Here is a 19,208-nt window from a genome sequence, read left to right as displayed (position 1 = left end):
TTGTCATCTATGATTATTTGTGACTGAACTTTTTGGCTAGGATGTCACCAACGACTTGTACAATTAATACAAATACCAAAACAAGTAGCGTTGCTAACCAAGTGGTATCGTTCGCATAGCGTTGGTAACCATAAGATAAGGCCATAGTACCAAGACCACCAGCACCAATGGCACCTGCCATGGCTGTTAAACCAATCAAACTAATCAGAGTAACAGTTGACACACGGATAATTTCAGAACGGCCTTCACGCAAATAGACACCGAAGACAATGTCCCAAAAGGATGAACCAATGGCTTGAGCAGCCTCGACAATACCACCATCAACTTCTGCCAAAGCCACTTGGATTTGACGAGCATAGAATGGGAAGACACCTAATGATAACGGTACGAGGGCTGCAGTGCTACCAATTTGTGTACCAACAATTAGTTTTGTTAGAGGTGCAATGGCGGCTAGTAAAATAATAAAAGGGACCGCACGGAACGTAGAAACAACTTTATCAAGAATCCAAAAAACTGTTCGATTGGGAGAAATACCGTTAGATGATGTAATAATCAGACCCATACCAAAAATCAGTCCCAATATACCACCAAAAAGTGCTGATCCAAAAGTCATATAAAATGTTTGGCCGATGGCAGTTAGCCAACCAGTATCACCAGTCCATCCTTGGTAAACAACATTTGGAAATGTATCTGCAAACCATTTACTCATAATTATTTGCCTCCTTTAATAACTTCAATGACAACATGATGGTCGGCCAACGTTGCGATGGCTGACTTAACTTGCTCAGCAGTACCAGCTAAAATAATTAACAATGAGCCTACAGGTGTGTCCTGTAAAATTTCAATATTACCGTACAAAATGTTAGCTGTTACTTGGAAATCTCGGAATAAACCAGTAATTAAAGGCTCATCGGTTGTGTCACCCACATAAGATAATCGTACAAATAATTCATTGGGCTTCAAATTTGTGACCAATGGTTGTGCACTAATCGTTGCGATGGCTTTATCAATATTTGTGGCAGTTTCAATAAATTCTTTGGTTAGTTGTTCATTAGGTTGTGCGAAAATATCAAGTAATGAGCCGCGTTCAATAATCTCACCATCCTGCATGACGGCAACTTTATTGGCGATTTCTTTAACGGCTTGCATTTCGTGTGTAATCAAAACAATTGTTAATCCAAATTCTTTGTTCAATTTTTTAAGCAAGGCTAAAATTTGATTAGTTGTTTTTGGATCTAAAGCAGATGTTGCTTCATCGGAAATTAAAATTTCAGGGTCATTTGCTAAAGCACGTGCAATAGCAACGCGCTGCTTTTGTCCACCAGAAAGTTGTGAAGGATATTGTTCGGCACGATCTGATAAATCAACAAGTGCTAGTAAGTCACGGACTTTTTCAGCTTTTTCTTTTGCTGGTAATTCACTGTTTTGTAGTGCAAAAGCGACGTTTTCTGTGACAGTACGTTCATTGAGCAAATTAAAATGCTGGAAAATCATGCCAATTTTACGACGACGATTACGTAGGTCGTTATTGGTAATGCGTGTTTTTTTAGCACCTTCACTATCAGCTTGGAAAAAAGTTTCATCATTTACAACAACAGAACCACTGGTTGGTTCTTGTAAGAGGTTAATGACACGAACAAGGGTTGATTTACCAGCACCTGAATAGCCCACGATACCGTAAACATCACCACGTTCGACGTGTACTGAGACATTTTTAACGGCTTCAATGGTGCGTTTCTTTTGATGGAAAGTCACATTAATATTATCAAGTGCAATAATGGGATTACTCATAATTCATAACTCCTAATCAGTTCTTTAATCACGTCTATATGTTGATTATAGTCAGTTAGACGAATATTTTCGTTTGGGGCATGGTCTAAGGCATGGCTATAGCCAATACCTAAACTAGCAATAGGGGCTTGTAGGGCCTCATGGATATAAAACATAGGACCAGTTCCGGGAGAAGTTGGTATCACTATTGGTTGGGCTTTGTAATAATATGCAGTGACATCAATAACACGTAAAATTTCAGAATCAGACATGTCACTACGATAACCAGGTTGCCCCAGCGTCTTGGTTACTACTATATCTGACAAACCTTGTTCTTGCAAATGATCTTTGATTCGCTGTAAAGTAACATCTGGATCCATATTAGGCACCAGACGAGCTTCGGCTTTAGCGGTGGCTGTAGCTGGTAAAACGGTTTTAACGCCAGCACTATTATAACCCGATTGAATGCCTTCAATGTTGATTGTTGGCTTGAAATAAAGGGTTTCTTTTAAATCATCACCGTTACGATCAGTATATAGTGGGACTTTAATACCATGTTGCGTAATTAGTGAGTCGCGTGTTAGTGGTAACGCTGCAACGAGTTGTTTTTCGCGCGCGTTTGGTATGGCAATGTCATCATAGAAGTGAGGAACAGCAATGTTACCATGATGATCAAATAAGGACGCAATAGCTTGTGATAAACGCAGTGATGCTGAATCAACAATAGCAGATAACGACGAATGTAAATCATTATTTGCTGTTTTAGCGGTCATGTCAAAGGTAACAATGCCTTTATTACCGCCGAAAATCTCAATTTCCTCATTCACATTTTTACCGCCTGATTCCCAAATAACCAAGTCAGCACTTAAATGATGATGATGTTTAGCCAGGTAGTCGTCTAGATGGCGTGATGAAGTTTCTTCAGATCCTTCGACAATAAAGGTAATGTTTATCGGTAATTGATTATTATGTTCAGTTAAATATTCCGCAATAGCTGACAACCTTGCCGTTAAATTACCTTTATCATCATCAACACCACGGCCATACAACTTACCATTTTTTTCTGTTAGGGTCCAAGCATCTGTTGCCCACAAATCTAGTGGTTCAGCAGGTTGTACATCATAATGATTATAAATCACAAGCTGCTTGGCATTTGGTACTGTGCTCTGGAAAGTTGCTAGGATGAATGGTGCAAAATAAGTATCGTCATAAATGACATCAGCACCTAATCCACGAAAAGCATCAGCTATGAGATGTGCTGCTTCGGGTAAATAGGCTTCTTTTGCAGAGACACTTGGTATAGCAACCAATTCACGTAATAATTCAATATACTGTTTGCGTATTTCCATGGCTGACTTCCTTTTCAAAAATAGTAATTGTTGCAGTATGTACATGACAGATTATACTATCATGTGTTGATATAAAAATTAAAAACTTACTTTTTATAGTCCCATACAGTAATTTGTGATGAACCATAAAGTTTTTTAACAAGATCTTTTGTTTCTTTTGTCTGGAAAGCTTTTACAACATCTTTATAAACGGCTTTATCTTTGTCTTTCTTATTAGCGGCAATAAAGTTGAAGTACTTTTCCGTGTCTTTATTCAGGCCTTCAATATAAATGGCTGAATCAAGGTCTAACTTAGCAGATTTAGCAAAGTTTGTATTGATAACTGCCGCACCGACTTTGGGATCCTTTAGTGATGAAGGTGTTTGTGAAGCGTCTACTGGTGTGACTTTTAAGTTTTTAGGATTAGAGGTGATATCTTTTGGTGTAGCTGTGTTGGTATCTTTAATTTTAAGTAAGCCTGCATCAGCTAAAAGATGAATGCCACGATCTTCGTTGGTAGTATCATTGGCAACTGTAATTTGATCACCGGATTTAATTTCTGATATCTTTTTATGCTGGTTTGAATAAATACGTAATGGGGTAGTCCAAGTATCACCAATTGATACAATATCTGTTTTGTATTGTTTGTTCCAGTTTTCTAAGAATGGGTAGTTTTGGAAAGCGTTTAAATCAATATCGCCATCTGCTAGCGCCTTGTTAGGTTGCAAATAATCTGTGAATTTTTTCGTTTTTAGTGTAATGCCATACTTATCTTTAGCTGTTTTAGTAACAGAATCCCAGATTTCATCTTCGCTTTTACTACCAGACATCACACCAACTGTAACAGTTTTATTATCTGCTGACTTTGATGTACCAAAACTCACATAAGCAACAGCGGCGACCACAACAACTGCAACACCAGCAATAATCCAATTTGTTCTTTTACTCATAAATTTTCTCCTTTTTTACATATAAATATGTCATTTAGTAACTTACTTACTAAAATCAGTATCCCAAGCAGCTAACTCAACACCCTTGTATTCTTTTTGGATGGTATCTTTAGTTGCTTTTGTTTGATAGGCTTTGACGACATTTTTCAATATAGCTTTATCTTTATCTTTTTTGTTAGCAGCAATGATATTGACCCATTGATGTGAATCCTTGTTAATTGGTTCGACATAGATGGCTTTCTTATAGTCTAAGCCTGCTGTATCAGCGTATGTACCATTAACAACAGCACCTTCTACATCTGATAATGAGCGTGCTGTTTGGTCAGCAGCTAGTTCTTTAATTTTCAGTTGCTTAGGGTTTTTGGTAATATCTTTGGCGGTAGCTGTCTGTAAGCCAGACTTTAAATCAATTAATCCTGCTGCCTTTAAGACATACAATGAACGACTTTCGTTTGAAGTGTCATTCGGTACTGCAATTGTGTCACCTTTTTTGTATTCTGATAATTTTTTGTGGGTATTTGAATACAAACGAATGGGTGAGATAACTGTGTCACCGATAGCAACAATGTCGTCACCAGTGGATTTGTTTGATGCATTTAAGAAAGAGTAATGTTGAAAAGCGTTCAAATCAATATCACCATCAGCTAGTGCTTTGTTTGGTTGAGTATAATCTGAAAATTCCTTGAACTTCAGGGTGATACCATACTTATCTTTGGCTGTATTAGCAACAGTTTTCCAAATTTCGGCATCTTGTTTTGAACCTGACATAATGCCTACTTTAACAACTTTATCATCTGATTTTGATGAATTGCGACCTAAAGTAGCATATGCAATGCCACCAATGACGATAACAGCAATACCGCCGATAAGCCATTTACTTGTTTTACTCATTACTATAATCTCCTATACATGTGTCTGTTGTTTAGATTTTAGAAATACGATTAAACAGTAACCAATGCTTTGGTGAGGGACGTGTCATAATTAATAGAAAACAAAAAAACCGCCCTGTATTTAACATACAGAAGCGGCTAAAAAGCGCGTTACCATTCTGAGTTTTAGCCTGTTATTACTAACGGGCTGCTCACTAACCATCGGGTGTCGGGATATGATCCTAACCGAATGGTGTGCCCAGTAACGAGGGCCAAACCGTTGTCAGCTAAATGGTAAACCAATTCGCTAACACCAATCACAGGTCATTTTCGCAGTTGCACGCACACTAATTTTCATCGACCATTAGTTTTCTAAGCTTTGTTTAACTACTACTTTTCTGTTCAACTTGTTTATTTCTAAAATCGTTATCTTTAATCATACTAATCAGCACGTTATTTGTCAACACTTTTATTTTGAATGATCATGGATAATAAAGAAAATAGTAATCAGAACTACACTAGAAACCACCAAGGTTAGTTCTTTAAAGTAGTTTGTTAGAAAAGCGGATATCAGTGCGCCAAATAAAAAAGCGAGGATAATTAATGAAAATAAGCCAGCATTTTGGCGTGCTTTGGGTTCTCTAGTATAGAAGAAAGTAACCAAATTAGCACCAACACTACGTAAATTACCAGTTGACATCACGCTAGTGAATGGGAGACCTTGAACTTTTGGAAAGGCGTCTAATTGAATAGCTAAGAAAAAAGATAATAACGTAATAAAAGCAGTTCCAGATAGGTGATTACTTAATAATACCACCATAATAATACCTATTGATTCCACCAGCAGGCTATGTTGTTGTGTGGATAACAGTCCAGGTTTAAAGTTGTGTTTCAAAACACTGTTAAAAGCCGCACCTAATAGAAAGAATACAATCGGTATGATAAAATCCAAAGCATCAAGAAATTGTCCTCTAGCTAAAAAAATGCCAGCTTGAATAATATTACCGGTTTGCAAGCTAGCGAAACGGTCGGCGTGGTATTGAAAGGTATAAGCATCGACAAATCCTGCATTAGTAGCTAGTAATAAAGCTATAGGTAGTCGCTCGTGAATGGGGTGTACAGTACAAATTTCTGACATATTAAAGCACGTAAGCACTTAGTATATGACAATGGTATTAGTCATGAATAGTGCGGTTCCTTCCAAAATTTTTTTACTTTTTTATTTTACGCTAATTCGAGTCTATTTTGGTAATTATAATTAACGATAGCCATTTTTGGGGTTTGGTACTCGTATTTTTTATGTAAAAAATCATCTATATTACTGCTTGCGCGGGTGCAAGTGCTTTGGTACAATGAAGTTATGATAATTCCTGAGGGAGTAACTGGCGGTTTTTTCCGCGATAATACCGTCAAAGCAAGTAAGGCTAAAGGCCTTACTTATATCGAACGACAGTTCCGGTACTATCTTAAATAGTGAGACTCATGTAAATGGCTGGTGCGTAATCGTTTCAGCCCATTTATGTGAGCTTTTTTATTTGAAGTGAGACACAGGAGTAAAGCCGCAACAGGCGTAGGAGGAATTTTATGGCAGACAAGCCATTATACAATCAAGATAATGCGACAGTATTGTCAGATTTACAGACAGAGGCACAGTCTGGACTAACAAGTTCGGAAGCAGCAAATCGTTTAGAAAAGAATGGTCCTAACCAACTAAACGAAGCAAAATCAACTTCATTGTTTGAAAAATTTATCAATCAATTTAAAGATTTTATGATTATTATTTTATTGGTTGCTGCTTTAGTAGCGGCATTTACCGGTGAATTAGTTGATGCTGTTTTTATTTTAGCTATTGTTATTATTAATGCCGTATTTGGTGTTTTTCAAGAAGCTAAGGCTGAAAATGCTATTAATGCGCTGAAGGAAATGTCAACACCAAATGCTAACGTTGTTCGTGATGGCAAAGACATGTCGGTAAAGTCAACAGAGTTAGTTGCTGGTGACATTGTAAGCTTGGAGGCGGGAGATATTGTTCCAGCTGACCTACGTTTTATTAAAACAGTTTCCTTACAAATTGAAGAAGCTTCCTTAACTGGTGAATCCGTTCCGGTAGATAAGGTATCTGACGTGTTGTCCGATACAGATTTGCCATTAGGTGATCGAACTAATCTTGGTTTCATGAATACAAACGTGACTTATGGTCGTGGTATTGGTGTGGTAACAGGCACTGGTATGCACACAGAAATTGGTCATATCGCTGGTATGCTTGAAAAAGCCGATGATACAAAGACACCACTACAAGAAGATTTGATGAAATTAGGTCGTGTCCTTACTTATTTGATCTTAGGTATTGCCGCTGTGACATTTGTTGTCGGTATTCTTCGTGGTAAAGAGACAATTATTGATATGTTGTTAACATCAATATCTCTTGCTGTTGCCGCTATTCCTGAAGGTTTGCCAGCTATTGTGACAATCACATTGGCACTTGGTACAACACGCATGGCTGCGCGTAATGCGTTAATTCGTAAGTTGCCAGCTGTTGAGACACTTGGTTCAACTGAAATTATTGGTTCAGATAAGACAGGTACATTGACACAGAATAAGATGACTGTGGAAAAACTTGTTGTTAATGCTGAAGTATCTGATGCGGCTACAACCGAAGAGTTAACAGGGACGTATGCCCGGTTGGCTGATATACTAGCTTTAAATAATGACACCAAACGTACAGATAATGGTTATGTTGGTGATCCAACAGAAACTGCTCTAATTGCGTTTAATGAAAACCATAAACGTGATATTGATAAGTTATTTACTGATATGCCACGTTTATCAGAAATTCCCTTTGATTCAGAGCGTAAACTAATGTCAACAGTGCATCCTGCACCAGAAGGCTATATCATTACGGTTAAAGGTGCGCCGGATGAATTATTGAAACGTGCAACGCAAATTGAAATGAATGGTGAAGTTGTCACATTGTCAGAAGATATTCGAGCTAAATTGTTGTCAATTAACTCGGATTTAGCAACGCAGGCTTTACGTGTGTTGGGATTTGCTTATAAGCTAAGTGATAAAGTACCTATTCCTGATGACATGACATCTGAACTTGTTGAAAATAACTTGATTTTTACTGGTTTCGTTGGCATGATTGACCCAGAACGTCCAGAAGTGGCACAAGCTGTCGCTGAAGCTAAGGCAGCCGGTATTCGTCCGATGATGATTACAGGAGATCACCGTGACACAGCCGCAGCAATTGCGATGCGTTTAGGTATTTTGGATGAAGCAGACAAAGAGACAGCTGTTATATCTGGTTCTGATTTAGACAACATGACAGACGAAGAGTTTGCTGCAAATGTGCACAAGTATAATGTTTATGCACGTGTTGCACCAGAACACAAAGTTAAGATTGTTAATGCTTGGAAAAACAAAGGCAAGGTTGTGGCGATGACTGGTGATGGTGTGAATGATGCGCCTGCACTAAAAGCAGCTGATATTGGTATTGCTATGGGAATCACTGGAACCGAAGTGTCTAAGGGTGCTTCTGATATGGTGCTAGCGGATGATAACTTTGCTACCATTGTTCACGCCGTTGAAGAAGGACGTAAGGTTTTTGCTAACATCCAAAAAGCGTTGCAATACTTGCTAGCATCTAACTTGGCTGAAGTCATTTCTATCTTTGTCATGACATTATTAGGTTGGAACATTTTAGCACCAATCATGATTTTGTGGATTAATTTGGTGACTGATACTTTGCCAGCTATTGCATTAGGTATTGAGCCAGCTGAAAAAGGTGTTATGTCCCACCAACCACGTGGTCGTACTGCTAGTTTCTTATCTGGTGGTGTTGGGCCTGCAATTATGTGGCAAGGTGTATTGCAAGCGGTTATCGTTTTGTCAGTTTACGGTTTTGCTTTGGCCTATCCCGTACACGCGGGTGATCATTTGGCGCACCAAGATGCGTTGACAATGTCATTTATGACACTTGGTTTGATGCAAATGTTTAATGCCATTAACGTTAAATCAGTTTATGGCTCAATGCTTGGTCCGCAAGCATTTAAAAATAAGAGTTTCAACTGGGCTTTGTTGGGATCATTGTTAGTGATGTCTGCAGTTGTGGTCATTCCTGCGTTGAACCCGCTCTTTCACGTATCTCATTTGGATACCTACCAATGGGCAATTGTATTATTTGCAGGTATTAGTATCATTTTGATCGTTGAATTGGTAAAATTGATACAACGTACAATTTTCAAAAAAGGACATAAGAATATTGCCAAAATTTAATCCAAAACAAGCACAAGCTTACATGAAAACTTTGCAGGTTGTGTTAACAAATACAGAAGAAACAGCCACACATGTGGAACCATTTTTTACAAAATTGGATGATGCTAAAACAGCAGATAAGATTTCAGAAATACCTGCTGCTGAATTTGCAGAAATCAAAGCAGAATTTGAAGATGCAGTAGAAAATTATCGTCACAATGCTGAGCAGTTAAACCAAGCTGTCGCGCCTGTTCGGTTATTGGGAACGCACAAATCACTGGCTGCTGCTTACACATACTACGCTGATGCAACAGAATTAATGGCAGATGCTGTTATTGTATCTGAACAAAAGATTGATGATGCCAAGTATGAAAAATCTGAAGAAGAACAAGGTCTATACCTTGGAAAAATTCAAACAGCAGTGTCAAAAATTATGAATTCACACATGTAAACACGAAAATAAACTATAAATAAAAGAGCAACCAGATTTAATCTGGTTGCTCTTTTATTTTGCATCTTCTGGGTTAACACCATAAACTTCTATATGGAAGCCTGTAATATTTAGCCCACTAACTTCACGAGCTGCTTTAAAAAGCGGCTCAACATCAAAATTATCAGCATCAATAATTTCTTTAGTCACATTATTAATAATGTGATAATGTGGTTCACCATAGAAATCATAATGCCTTTTTTCATCTTGATGTGTATCAATCACAATGACGATACCATCATCGACAAATTTATCAAGGGTATTATAAATCGTGGCTAAACTAATATCCGTTAAATCAGAATGAATCATCTCTGCTGTTGGATGCGTTTTGTGTGTCATTAAATATTTTAAAATTGATAAACGCTGGAAAGTGATTTTAAAACCGTGACTTTGCAGTATCTCGCGAGCATTTTTATCATCCATGGCACACCTCCTAATGCTTAATATTATACCATGTAATCTGGAATATTTCTAATTAACTTGATTTATGACTTAAAGTTTGGTATAAATAAGACTAGAATAATTCTAAAGGGGGAGAAGATGGACAAGCAAAGTTTAATGCAACGAAACAATATTATTCGTGCAGCGGTTATGGGGGCTAATGATGGTATTTTGTCTGTTTCTGGTATTGTTTTAGGTGTAGCGGGTGCCACAAGTCATACTGATACAATTTTGTTAGCAGGTTTTGCAGGTATGTTGGCTGGTACGGTTTCAATGGCGATGGGTGAGTATGTTTCTGTTAGTTCGCAACATGATGCGCAAGAACGTGTACGTCGAGAACAAATGGCTGCGCTGGCAAATGATTATGATAGTGAATTTATTTTTGTGAAAGAAAAATATGAAACGGCAGGCATCTCAACGCAATTAGCGCAACAGGCCACACAAGAAATGATGGCACAAGATCCATTAGTTACGACTGTACGAGAGCGTTATAATTTTACGTTGGATCATGAATTAAGTGCCAAAGGTGCAGCATTTGCTTCGTTAGTGAGTTTTCCAGTGGGGTCTATTTTACCAATGGTCGCCATCTCTATGACACCCACCAGTTTGCGTGAAATTACTACTTTCTTAGCGGTTATTGTTGCTTTAACGTTGACGGGTTATGCATCTGCTGTATTAAATGGTGCGAACAAAACGCGGGCGTCAGTTCGTAATGTCATTGCGGGTGTCTTTACAATGGCTATCACATTTGCGATAGGATCGTTGTTTAGATAAAGAGGGGGAATGAGTGTTGAACTCATTGTTAACAAAGAATGGATATAAAAATTAGACAAAATAATAAATCAAAAAAAGAACACATGACAATGGATGAAAAGCTAAATGCTGTTCGTGCCGGTGTGTTAGGTTCAAATGATGGTATTTTAACAGTTGTTGGTGTGTTGTTTTCTGTTGCTGCAGCTACAACAAATAGTTTTGCAATTTTTATTGCTGGCTTAGCTGATTTATTAGCCTGTGCCTTATCAATGGCCTCTGGTGAATACGCATCAGTTAGCTCGCAATCAGATAGTGAGAAAGTTGTTGTTGAACAAGAACGAGAGCTATTGAAAACAGACTTTGCTAGTGAACATAAAACAGTTGAAAATTTTTACGTTGATCGTGGTGTGACACGTCATACAGCAGAACTTATTGCAGATGAACTACTATCAAAAAGTCCATTAGAAACAATGCTTAGCGTTAAATACGATATTACGTTAGGACATTATTTGAATCCTTGGTCTGCTGCTTGGGCATCATTATTTAGTGCGGCGCTCGGTGGTATATTTCCGTTAGCTGCTTTGATTTTGTCACCAGTGCGTTATCAATTCATAGCCACAATTGGCGCTACGGTTGTAGCAGTAGCTTTAACAGGCTTTTTAAGTGCTTCAATGTCAAATGGTTTAGTAAAACGAGCAATGCTACGCAATGTTATCATTGGTTTGGTAACAATTATGATCCACTATGGCGTTGGAAAAATATTTTAAACACAATTCCAACAATATTTAGTCAATCTTTGGCATAATAGAGGTATGATTAATCAAGCAAAACAATATTGGCGGGTATTAGATACGCGTTTTAAACTGTCAACATTAGGTGAAATGTTCTCACGATCCCAAGTTGGATATGTGGGACCTACTTTTGCTTATTATGTGATTTTGACGGTTTTCCCAATTGTGATATCTGCGGGTATTATTATTTCAATTACTAATGTCAGCCAAACGAGCTTAATTACGGCAGTAGAAAATGTATTGCCAAGTAACATTGAAACGGTATTATTGCCAATTTTAAAATCAGTTTTGTCATCACAGAGCACATCGTTACTGTCGTTGTCTGTTTTGTTTACATTGTGGACCGTTTCGCGTGTGATTGCTGTTTTTAGAAAATCCTTTAATATGATTTCAGATGTTGATGAACGGATTAGTGATCTATTAACTCGGCTCTGGTCTTTTATTTGGTTATTGGTTATCATTGCCGTATTTGTTGCGTTAATGATTGGTAGTAATATTTTGACACTTGTTATTCAAGTTTTGCCAAATAACGATTTGACCCATTTTTTGCAACATCAATCACGATGGTTTATCTGGATTGGTATGTGGGTTGCGTTGGTGATGTTGAATTATTTTTTACCAACAAAGGCAGGGAGAGCACCAGTACGCTTTGTTTTGGTTGGCAGCATAATTGAGCTGATCATGTTAAATTTACTGAATATTGGATTTACATGGTACGCCAAAATTGGTATTAGACAATACGATTTTTACCAATCAATGAGTTCAATTATCGTATTATTGATTTGGTTAAATCTTATTGCGACGATTTTAGTAGCAGGCTTCGTTTTGATTAAGTGGATAACACTTATTCAACTTGATGATGAGACACGTTTGAGAATACCTAAAAAAAGTTGAGAGAGTAATTTAAATGTTTGAAGCGAGTGATTTTGAGATTTTTGATGAACAGACGTTAGCCGGACGCATGGCATTAATTCGCGATGTGATTGATCCAAAATTTGAGCAATTTGCTGAAATTGCTTTGCCTATTTTGAATCAGGATGGGCAAAGTTGGTTTGCTCATATTGCTAAGCATCTTCGTCGTACAACTTATGCTCCGGATAATACGTGGGTAGCTTTTGCACCAAATAAACGCGGCTATAAAATGATGCCGCATTTTGAATTAGGTATATGGGCAGATCATATATATTTATACTTAGCTGTTGAAGAGAACATGAAACCCAAGCAAACAGCGCCAATAGTTAGTAAATTAACAGCTGTTAGCCCAATGATTGCTAATTTACCAGAGCAATTTGTGATTAGTCAAGACCACATGGTGAATCAGAACGTGCCTTTATCGGCTTATGAAGCGACTGTATCGCGTTTTGAAAATGTGAAACACAGTGAGGTTTTAATTGGAATCAAAATTATGCGTGGTGATGCATACTTAGGGACATCAGCTGTTACAGAAAAGTTGATTTCAGCATTAAAAACCTTACTGCCAATTTATGAAAAATTAAAATAAAAACAGTCATTGCTGGTACTCAAGCAATGACTGTTTTTACTTGTAGATAAGCAACATCGACAAGGCAAGTAATAAAACATAGCCCATGTGTTGCCAATTACCAATTTTAGCTTTTACAAATTGTAAAACAAAGGCTAGTAGGCTAAATAGGATGATAAAGATAGTACTCAAGGCAACAGTGTGGCTAAATAAGGTTACCCAGAACAAACCTAATGTCAAAATACTGAGTTTACGACCATCAGGATTAGGCATCAAAATAGGTGTGAAATAGAAACCAAAACCTAAAAACATAGGTACGAGTTGCCATAAAAAGCGCTGTGTCAGAAAGCTGTTTTGTATGTAAAAGATGGCGACAGGAATAGTAAATGTTGCGAGTACACTAAGCAATAATAAGCCCATCCAGTTTTGTAAACCAAGCCATGACTGCTGAATGACAATCAAGAAAATACTCAAAATGAGTAACAAAAAGAATATTTCTTGGCGTGTTTGAATCAGTGAACTAAAGGTAAATAAAATACTTAAACCAAAGAATAAGTAGCTAAGTAAACTACGAAAATTCTGAGTGAGCATCAATGTCACACCAATGGCTATGGTTAACGTATAGCCGAATAAGGGTAAGACTTGTGATGTAATTGAAGATCCAAGTAAGGCCTTGGTGTGCAGTAAAGGTTGACGCCACCAAATGATGTTTAAGCTAATGACGATAACAATGAGTGGTACCCATCGTCGCCAATCAAATAAACCAGCGGGCGTAAAACTTTCATAGCTACGTTTTGCTTGTGGATTTGATGTCAGACGGTCTGGCATTGGGCGACCGTCAGGTAATTGATATGATTTTTGTTGATAATTACTTTCCATAAGTAATATTGTACCTCATAAATAAATGAATGTTGCATTTTTTCTTTAGCTCTGCTATTCTTAAAGTACAATTTAAAAACAGCTATCAAGAGCAGGCGAGTGATACAGCACGATGACCCTGCACCAACCGGTTTTAAAGTGACCGACAAAGTGTTTATAAGAAGATAATAGCCATTAATGATTATGGCGTGTTTTATTCTGATAAGCCTCTGTCACACTTTAACCAAGGTGGTCCATCTGTATAGATAGTCGTCACGTTAGCGCGTACCGACTATTTGTTGGTTCGCGCTTTTAATTTGCGACAATCTAGCTTTTTTATTTTGAAATTTTAGGAGGATCATGTCAATCATGACAAAATTTTTTACTTCAGAATCAGTTTCAGCTGGGCATCCTGATAAGATAGCGGATCAAATAGCTGATGCTATTTTGGATGCTGTTTTAGAACAAGATCCACATGCGCGTTCAGCAGTAGAGGTGACTACTTCTACTGGCGATGTGTCAATATTTGGTGAATTATCAACAACAGCTTACGTTAATATTCGTCAAATCGCTACTAATACTATCCGTGAAATTGGTTATAATCAAGCTGATTTAGGTTTTATGGCGGATTCAGTTAACGTTTCAAATAGAATTGTTGAACAGTCAGGTGATATTGCTCAAGCTGTTGATAATGCTGATGATGACCCAGACCAGCTAGGCGCTGGTGATCAGGGAATGGTATTTGGTTATGCGACGAATGAGACGGATTCTTATATTCCGTTAACTTTGGCGTTGTCACATCGTTTAATGCGTAAAATTCGTGATGTTCGTGAAGATGGAACATTAGCTTATTTGCGTCCTGATGCTAAGGGTGAAGTCAGCGTGGAACTTGATGATAACAACAAAGTTAAGCGTATTGCTGCTGTTGTTTTGTCAACACAACATGATGAAGAAGTAACCTTAGAGCAATTACGTGCTGATGTCCGTGAGTTTGTAATTGATAAAGTATTGCCACAAGACCTAGTTGACGAAAATACTATCTATTATATTAACCCTTCTGGTCGTTTTGTCTTAGGTGGTCCGCAAGCCGATTCTGGATTGACAGGTCGTAAAATTATTGTCGATACTTACGGTGGTGCAGCGCATCATGGTGGTGGTGCTTTTTCTGGTAAAGATGCAACTAAAGTTGATCGTTCAGCTGCTTATTTTGCACGTTATGTGGCAAAGAATTTAGTCGCTGCTGGTGTAGCCGATAAACTGGAATTACAGGTTGCCTACGCTATTGGGGTTGCTCAACCAGTTTCATTAAATGTTGATACTTTTGGTACAAGTAAAATAGATGAAAATAAAATCAACGATATTGTTGCTGAATTGTTTGATTTTCGTCCATTGGCCATTATTAATCAGTTAAACTTGCGTCGTCCAATTTATAAGCAAACAGCTGCCTTTGGACACTTTGGTCGTACAGATATCGATTTACCTTGGGAAGCGTTAGATCAAGTAGATAAAATCAAAGCACTGTTTTAATTTTTGATTCGTGCAATATGTTAAAATAAGATATGGCTAAAAAGCAATCCACAATACAATTTTTACTTTTAGGTATGGCAATTGGTGAAAGTATGACACAACTTTCTAATAGCCAACAGACCATTTTACTCAATGATTCTAGGTCATTTCAGAGTGAATTGCATTGGGGCACGCAGACTAGTTTATCTTTAACAACTGTTGCCAGTTTAGCACGTGGGTATCAGTTAGTTGATGTGATGAATCATTTTCAAAATTGGTACAAGAAGAGACAATTCGCACCAGAAAAAACATTACAACGAATCGATGCCATTACAAAACGTGCGATTGATAATTATATCAAAAATCATGATGCACTCTCATCTGGTATTTTAGAAGATACGGCTGATAGTGAAAATATTTTAGCTAGAATGTTACCAGTTGCGCTCTACTTACACCATGAATATGGGGTATCGTTTATTAATGATGAAGTGGCCATGCTTACCTTGCACCGTATTGCCGGGTTAACACACAATGACGAGGGTGCACTGGTAAGTGTTGGTATGTTGAGTCTGATTGTGAGTCAGATATTAGATGGACAAGAGTTACAAGATGCTGTGGAAAATGGATTGGCGTTTGGTTTCGAATATTATTCAAGACATAAAGTATTTGAATCAGAGCTCAAAGCGTTTGAAAAGTTAAATTTACCAGATTTTGCTAATATTGAATTCGGCAGTGTAGGCCTTGATGGGCGTAGTTCAAGTGCACTAGAAGCAATTATCTGGGCTTTACTTAATAGTCATAATTATAAGCAGGCCATTCAGAATGCATTTTTTCATGGGCATGCTAACAATGTTGTGCCTGCGGTTGTAAGTGCAATTGCGGCTATTGTTTATCGTGATGAGTGGTTTGTCGATACGAGTCAACATTTAACATCGCGCAAATTAATTATGAGTGTCATTAATCAGGCAGAAAGATTAGGCAGATTTAATTAGAGAATATAAAAACACGGTATGGTAGTGATTACACTGCCATACCGTGTTTTTATAGCCAGAAAGGGTATTCTTGATGATTAACTGTGAACTCATAGGTACCAATACCTAAATTTTCACCATCAATTTGGCTGGGTTGAATATTGCGCACATGTATTTGTGCATTGGGTAATAATTTGATGTGATGAACAGTATGAAATTTAAGATGGCTACCATCTTTTTTGAGTGCAGCAAACATACGCAAAAATTTAAAGAATGACATTTTTTCGGCAATAACAATATCCAATTGTGTTTCGTGTAAGTCTGCACCGGGCAAAATAGCAATGCCACCACCAAAGTACGGTTGATTAGTCAACGCGACTAAGAATGCGCTGGGTATCTGAATATATTGATCACCATTAATAATGGTCATTTGGAAAGCCTCTTGATGTGTAAAAGCTGATAGGATTGCCGGTAAATAACTCATACTACCTAAGCCAATAGCATTGAGATAATGCTTTAATTTACCGTTATTTGTAAGAGACACAACAGCAGCATCTAAGCCAATACCGAGACTATTGATAAAATACTTTGTTGTTTGTCGCGGAATATCACCATCAATCCGACCAATTGTCAAAATTTGAGATTGATGGATCGATTTTAAATGGTGTAAAGCTTCAGAGGCTGAACCGATGTGGGCACCACGAGCAAAATCATTGCCAGAACCAGTTGGAATATAGGCGAGAGGAATCGCCACTGCACGAGAGGCTTGTAGTAAGCCATTTAGCGTCTCATGTAAAGAACCGTCACCACCAATTACTAGAATGACTGCTTTATTGTCCTGAAGGGTCTTCGCAAAGTGCTTCGCCAATTTTACGGCATGTCCACGATACTTTGTATCATGCCAAGCAACAATATTTGGCATTTTTTTGACATCATTTATAATATTTGATTGTTCCCCGCCACCTGCACAAGGATTGTTAATCACGTAAAAGTTAGGCATATTCTGCTATTTCTTTCAATAAAAATTAGTTTCATTGTAACAAAAAAGCCCGTTAAGGGCTATCATAAATATTATTTAACCTAAGAAATGACGAAGTTGTGCCATACGGTTAATCAAAGCAGTAATAGCAATTGAAGAACCTTCTTTGATTTGAACAACTTGAAGTGCAATTTCTGCGTGTTGTTGTTGTTCGCGTGTTTTAGGACCGATTTCAAGATTGAAAATATCTTTCATGATCATAATATCGCGTGCCACATCTGCCCAAGCTGAGCTGTGTGTTTTTAAAATTTCTAAAGCGTCAAGGTTAACATAGTTGGCGAGTTCACGGAAGTCGTCTGCCATACTTGGATAATGTCGGACAAATGTCTCTAAGTGACTTGGTTTTAAGTTTTTCAATGCACGACCAAAACCAATAAATTCGGGTGGGACACCAATTGAATAAAAAGCACCAGTAAAGTTAATCGCACGTGGTAACTCAATACCATCTACTGAACGTGAATAGCCAAGAACACCAACGTGTTGACGGCGGTCACGTCGTTTAGGAAATGCTTTGAAAATTGGCTGCATGTCTGGTACGAGTTGATCAAGCGTGTGTGCATAAAATTCTGCAGATTCTTCAGCGATTTCTGTCAATATTTTTTGATCAGCTGCTGAAATTTTTAATGGTTCAACCACAGGCAATTGTGCTTTTAATTCAGTAATGGCTGCTGTAACTTCTTCAAGCGGGAAATCATAACGGAAGGCTGATTGCACAGTAGCTGTACGAACGCCGGGGAATTCTTTAAGGTAGCGTTGAATACGCTTTGGCGACAAACCACCACGGAAAATAGCAGATCCAGTACCAGAAATAGGGTATATCTCAATGTTTTCTTCTTGGGCAAATTCATGCAAACGTGCAATAGCAAGTTTATTACCGGTAATTGAACTCATGAAACCAGCTGTTAGAGCTGAATCAGAACCAGCCAAGAAGACACGTAGATATTTTGGTCGGAAGCCAAAATGTTCTTCATGTAACTTCAAGTAAGTTTTTAGAATTTCAGGGGCGTGTAATTGTGTATTGAAGTCTTCGAACAAAGGAATCATTTCGATGTAAGGATTATTTTTATCTGACTTCGTAAACTCTACTGACTTGAATTTAGCTAATTTTTCGAACAAAATTTGCATTTCAATGAGTTGGTCAGCGCGCTGAGTCATTGGTAAGATAGTTTCAAATAATGGTCGTTGATCAAATCCTAAGTCATGTGAAAAATCTTCTGAACTTAGAATTGCTGTCATGGCTTGCATCAAATTGTAGCCTTTTTCTTCCCAAATATTTGGGAAACGGAAAGTAAGAAACTTATCTCTTCCGATTTGATGTGATTTAAAATAGTCATATTCTGTGCTAAATAAACGATCTATAACGGCAGCATCTGCGTGCTTACCTTCCCAATCCCACATATATTCGTCAACATCAAGCTCACTGAAATTCTCGAAGGCCTCGTTCATTTCGCGATAGGCGCTAATAAAGGGTTGTTGTGAAGAATCCCAGAACGGCGCATTAGCGTTATCTGGGTGCTGTGTACCCATAATTGAAGGTATTTTTCGTTGTGCCATGATAGCTCCTTAATCTTGTACTTATACTATTCTAACATAAGCGTTAAAAATAAAAAAAGTAGATTCTAGGTTTTAACCGAATATTATGTTCGATTTTCCATGAACGTTCGTTAATTTAACATATCACGCTATGATAAATTTTAAAAATAAAAAA

The 19,208-nt window shown here is 37.7% G+C and carries 18 protein-coding genes; 8 read left to right on the top strand and 10 right to left on the bottom strand.

Going from position 1 to position 19,208, the window contains the following annotated elements; all coding sequences use genetic code 11:
* Positions 1-13: 13 nt before the first annotated feature.
* The 6 genes from FGL89_RS02955 to FGL89_RS02930 form a co-directional block, all read right to left on the bottom strand.
* Positions 14-709, bottom strand: coding sequence for a methionine ABC transporter permease (locus tag FGL89_RS02955; RefSeq protein ID WP_147000397.1), 696 nt, complete (start codon positions 707-709; stop codon positions 14-16).
* Between the two features lie 2 nt (positions 710-711).
* A complete protein-coding gene (locus FGL89_RS02950) occupies positions 712-1,791 on the bottom strand; it encodes a methionine ABC transporter ATP-binding protein (RefSeq protein WP_147000395.1) in 1,080 nt (359 codons plus the stop codon).
* Complete coding sequence (locus tag FGL89_RS02945; RefSeq protein WP_147000393.1) at positions 1,788-3,119, bottom strand: M20/M25/M40 family metallo-hydrolase; 1,332 nt, start codon at positions 3,117-3,119, stop codon at positions 1,788-1,790. The genes FGL89_RS02950 and FGL89_RS02945 overlap by 4 nt, the downstream gene beginning before the upstream one ends.
* Positions 3,120-3,205: 86 nt before the next feature.
* Entirely contained in the window at positions 3,206-4,048 is an 843-nt protein-coding gene (locus FGL89_RS02940; protein WP_147000391.1) for a MetQ/NlpA family ABC transporter substrate-binding protein, read from the bottom strand.
* A 42-nt stretch (positions 4,049-4,090) separates the two neighbouring features.
* Complete coding sequence (locus FGL89_RS02935; protein ID WP_014973884.1) at positions 4,091-4,939, bottom strand: MetQ/NlpA family ABC transporter substrate-binding protein; 849 nt, start codon at positions 4,937-4,939, stop codon at positions 4,091-4,093.
* Positions 4,940-5,386: 447 nt separating this feature from the next.
* Positions 5,387-6,055: a YoaK family protein gene (locus FGL89_RS02930; RefSeq protein WP_147000389.1), complete on the bottom strand. Its 669-nt coding sequence runs from the start codon at positions 6,053-6,055 to the stop codon at positions 5,387-5,389.
* A 446-nt stretch (positions 6,056-6,501) separates the two neighbouring features.
* Here FGL89_RS02930 and FGL89_RS02925 point away from each other — a divergent pair, with 446 nt between their 5' ends.
* Together FGL89_RS02925 and FGL89_RS02920 are read left to right on the top strand one after the other, a co-directional pair.
* Entirely contained in the window at positions 6,502-9,192 is a 2,691-nt protein-coding gene (locus FGL89_RS02925) for a calcium-translocating P-type ATPase, PMCA-type (RefSeq protein ID WP_147000387.1), read from the top strand.
* Complete coding sequence (locus FGL89_RS02920; protein WP_014973887.1) at positions 9,179-9,622, top strand: hypothetical protein; 444 nt, start codon at positions 9,179-9,181, stop codon at positions 9,620-9,622. The genes FGL89_RS02925 and FGL89_RS02920 overlap by 14 nt, the downstream gene beginning before the upstream one ends.
* 54 nt (positions 9,623-9,676) lie before the next feature.
* On the opposite strand, the gene FGL89_RS02915 is transcribed toward FGL89_RS02920, so the two are convergent.
* Positions 9,677-10,084 (bottom strand): Fur family transcriptional regulator, encoded by a 408-nt coding sequence (locus FGL89_RS02915; protein ID WP_147000385.1) that lies wholly within the window; start codon positions 10,082-10,084, stop codon positions 9,677-9,679.
* A 117-nt stretch (positions 10,085-10,201) separates the two neighbouring features.
* Between FGL89_RS02915 and FGL89_RS02910 the strand changes: the two genes are divergently transcribed.
* Genes FGL89_RS02910 through FGL89_RS02895 form a run of 4 tightly spaced genes read left to right on the top strand, consistent with a single transcriptional unit; the run spans position 10,202 to position 13,147 of the window.
* Positions 10,202-10,876, top strand: coding sequence for a VIT1/CCC1 transporter family protein (locus tag FGL89_RS02910; protein ID WP_147000383.1), 675 nt, complete (start codon positions 10,202-10,204; stop codon positions 10,874-10,876).
* Positions 10,877-10,914: 38 nt separating this feature from the next.
* Positions 10,915-11,622, top strand: coding sequence for a VIT1/CCC1 transporter family protein (locus FGL89_RS02905; protein ID WP_147000381.1), 708 nt, complete (start codon positions 10,915-10,917; stop codon positions 11,620-11,622).
* 45 nt (positions 11,623-11,667) lie between these two features.
* Positions 11,668-12,540 (top strand): YihY/virulence factor BrkB family protein, encoded by an 873-nt coding sequence (locus tag FGL89_RS02900; RefSeq protein ID WP_147000379.1) that lies wholly within the window; start codon positions 11,668-11,670, stop codon positions 12,538-12,540.
* Positions 12,541-12,553: 13 nt separating this feature from the next.
* The gene (locus FGL89_RS02895) at positions 12,554-13,147 is read left to right on the top strand and encodes a DUF1054 family protein (protein ID WP_014973892.1); all 594 of its coding nucleotides are present in this window, start codon (positions 12,554-12,556) and stop codon (positions 13,145-13,147) included.
* A 36-nt stretch (positions 13,148-13,183) separates the two neighbouring features.
* Here FGL89_RS02895 and FGL89_RS02890 read toward each other — a convergent pair whose 3' ends face one another.
* Positions 13,184-14,005 (bottom strand): hypothetical protein, encoded by an 822-nt coding sequence (locus tag FGL89_RS02890; protein WP_147000377.1) that lies wholly within the window; start codon positions 14,003-14,005, stop codon positions 13,184-13,186.
* 348 nt (positions 14,006-14,353) lie between these two features.
* On the opposite strand from FGL89_RS02890, the gene metK reads away from it, so the two are divergent.
* Positions 14,354-15,511, top strand: coding sequence for a methionine adenosyltransferase (metK, locus tag FGL89_RS02885; protein ID WP_014973894.1), 1,158 nt, complete (start codon positions 14,354-14,356; stop codon positions 15,509-15,511).
* Positions 15,512-15,543: 32 nt separating this feature from the next.
* On the top strand, positions 15,544-16,482 hold the full coding sequence (locus FGL89_RS02880) for an ADP-ribosylglycohydrolase family protein (protein ID WP_147000375.1): 939 nt from the start codon (positions 15,544-15,546) through the stop codon (positions 16,480-16,482).
* 49 nt (positions 16,483-16,531) lie between these two features.
* Here the strand turns inward: FGL89_RS02880 and FGL89_RS02875 are convergent, their stop codons facing one another.
* Positions 16,532-17,461: a diacylglycerol/lipid kinase family protein gene (locus tag FGL89_RS02875; RefSeq protein ID WP_147000373.1), complete on the bottom strand. Its 930-nt coding sequence runs from the start codon at positions 17,459-17,461 to the stop codon at positions 16,532-16,534.
* Positions 17,462-17,536: 75 nt separating this feature from the next.
* Positions 17,537-19,054: a phosphoenolpyruvate carboxylase gene (ppcA, locus tag FGL89_RS02870; RefSeq protein ID WP_147000371.1), complete on the bottom strand. Its 1,518-nt coding sequence runs from the start codon at positions 19,052-19,054 to the stop codon at positions 17,537-17,539.
* Between the last annotated feature and the right edge of the window lie 154 nt (positions 19,055-19,208).

It is taken from the genome of Leuconostoc carnosum (assembly GCF_007954525.1).
In the GTDB taxonomy this organism is placed as follows: Bacteria; Bacillota; Bacilli; order Lactobacillales; family Lactobacillaceae; genus Leuconostoc; species Leuconostoc carnosum.
Note: the sequence above shows the minus strand (reverse complement) of the source record. Positions and strands in the feature narration are given on the sequence as shown.

Coding starts and splice junctions, on each gene's coding strand:
- FGL89_RS02880 (WP_147000375.1), top strand. CDS start 15,544: ATGGCTAAAAAGCAATCCACAATACAATTTTTACTTTTAGGTATGGCA.
- FGL89_RS02895 (WP_014973892.1), top strand. CDS start 12,554: ATGTTTGAAGCGAGTGATTTTGAGATTTTTGATGAACAGACGTTAGCC.
- FGL89_RS02875 (WP_147000373.1), bottom strand. CDS start 17,461: ATGCCTAACTTTTACGTGATTAACAATCCTTGTGCAGGTGGCGGGGAA.
- FGL89_RS02925 (WP_147000387.1), top strand. CDS start 6,502: ATGGCAGACAAGCCATTATACAATCAAGATAATGCGACAGTATTGTCA.
- FGL89_RS02930 (WP_147000389.1), bottom strand. CDS start 6,055: ATGTCAGAAATTTGTACTGTACACCCCATTCACGAGCGACTACCTATA.
- ppcA (WP_147000371.1), bottom strand. CDS start 19,054: ATGGCACAACGAAAAATACCTTCAATTATGGGTACACAGCACCCAGAT.
- FGL89_RS02910 (WP_147000383.1), top strand. CDS start 10,202: ATGGACAAGCAAAGTTTAATGCAACGAAACAATATTATTCGTGCAGCG.
- FGL89_RS02915 (WP_147000385.1), bottom strand. CDS start 10,084: ATGGATGATAAAAATGCTCGCGAGATACTGCAAAGTCACGGTTTTAAA.
- FGL89_RS02955 (WP_147000397.1), bottom strand. CDS start 709: ATGAGTAAATGGTTTGCAGATACATTTCCAAATGTTGTTTACCAAGGA.
- FGL89_RS02905 (WP_147000381.1), top strand. CDS start 10,915: ATGGATATAAAAATTAGACAAAATAATAAATCAAAAAAAGAACACATG.
- FGL89_RS02890 (WP_147000377.1), bottom strand. CDS start 14,005: ATGGAAAGTAATTATCAACAAAAATCATATCAATTACCTGACGGTCGC.
- FGL89_RS02900 (WP_147000379.1), top strand. CDS start 11,668: ATGATTAATCAAGCAAAACAATATTGGCGGGTATTAGATACGCGTTTT.
- FGL89_RS02945 (WP_147000393.1), bottom strand. CDS start 3,119: ATGGAAATACGCAAACAGTATATTGAATTATTACGTGAATTGGTTGCT.
- FGL89_RS02940 (WP_147000391.1), bottom strand. CDS start 4,048: ATGAGTAAAAGAACAAATTGGATTATTGCTGGTGTTGCAGTTGTTGTG.
- metK (WP_014973894.1), top strand. CDS start 14,354: ATGACAAAATTTTTTACTTCAGAATCAGTTTCAGCTGGGCATCCTGAT.
- FGL89_RS02950 (WP_147000395.1), bottom strand. CDS start 1,791: ATGAGTAATCCCATTATTGCACTTGATAATATTAATGTGACTTTCCAT.
- FGL89_RS02935 (WP_014973884.1), bottom strand. CDS start 4,939: ATGAGTAAAACAAGTAAATGGCTTATCGGCGGTATTGCTGTTATCGTC.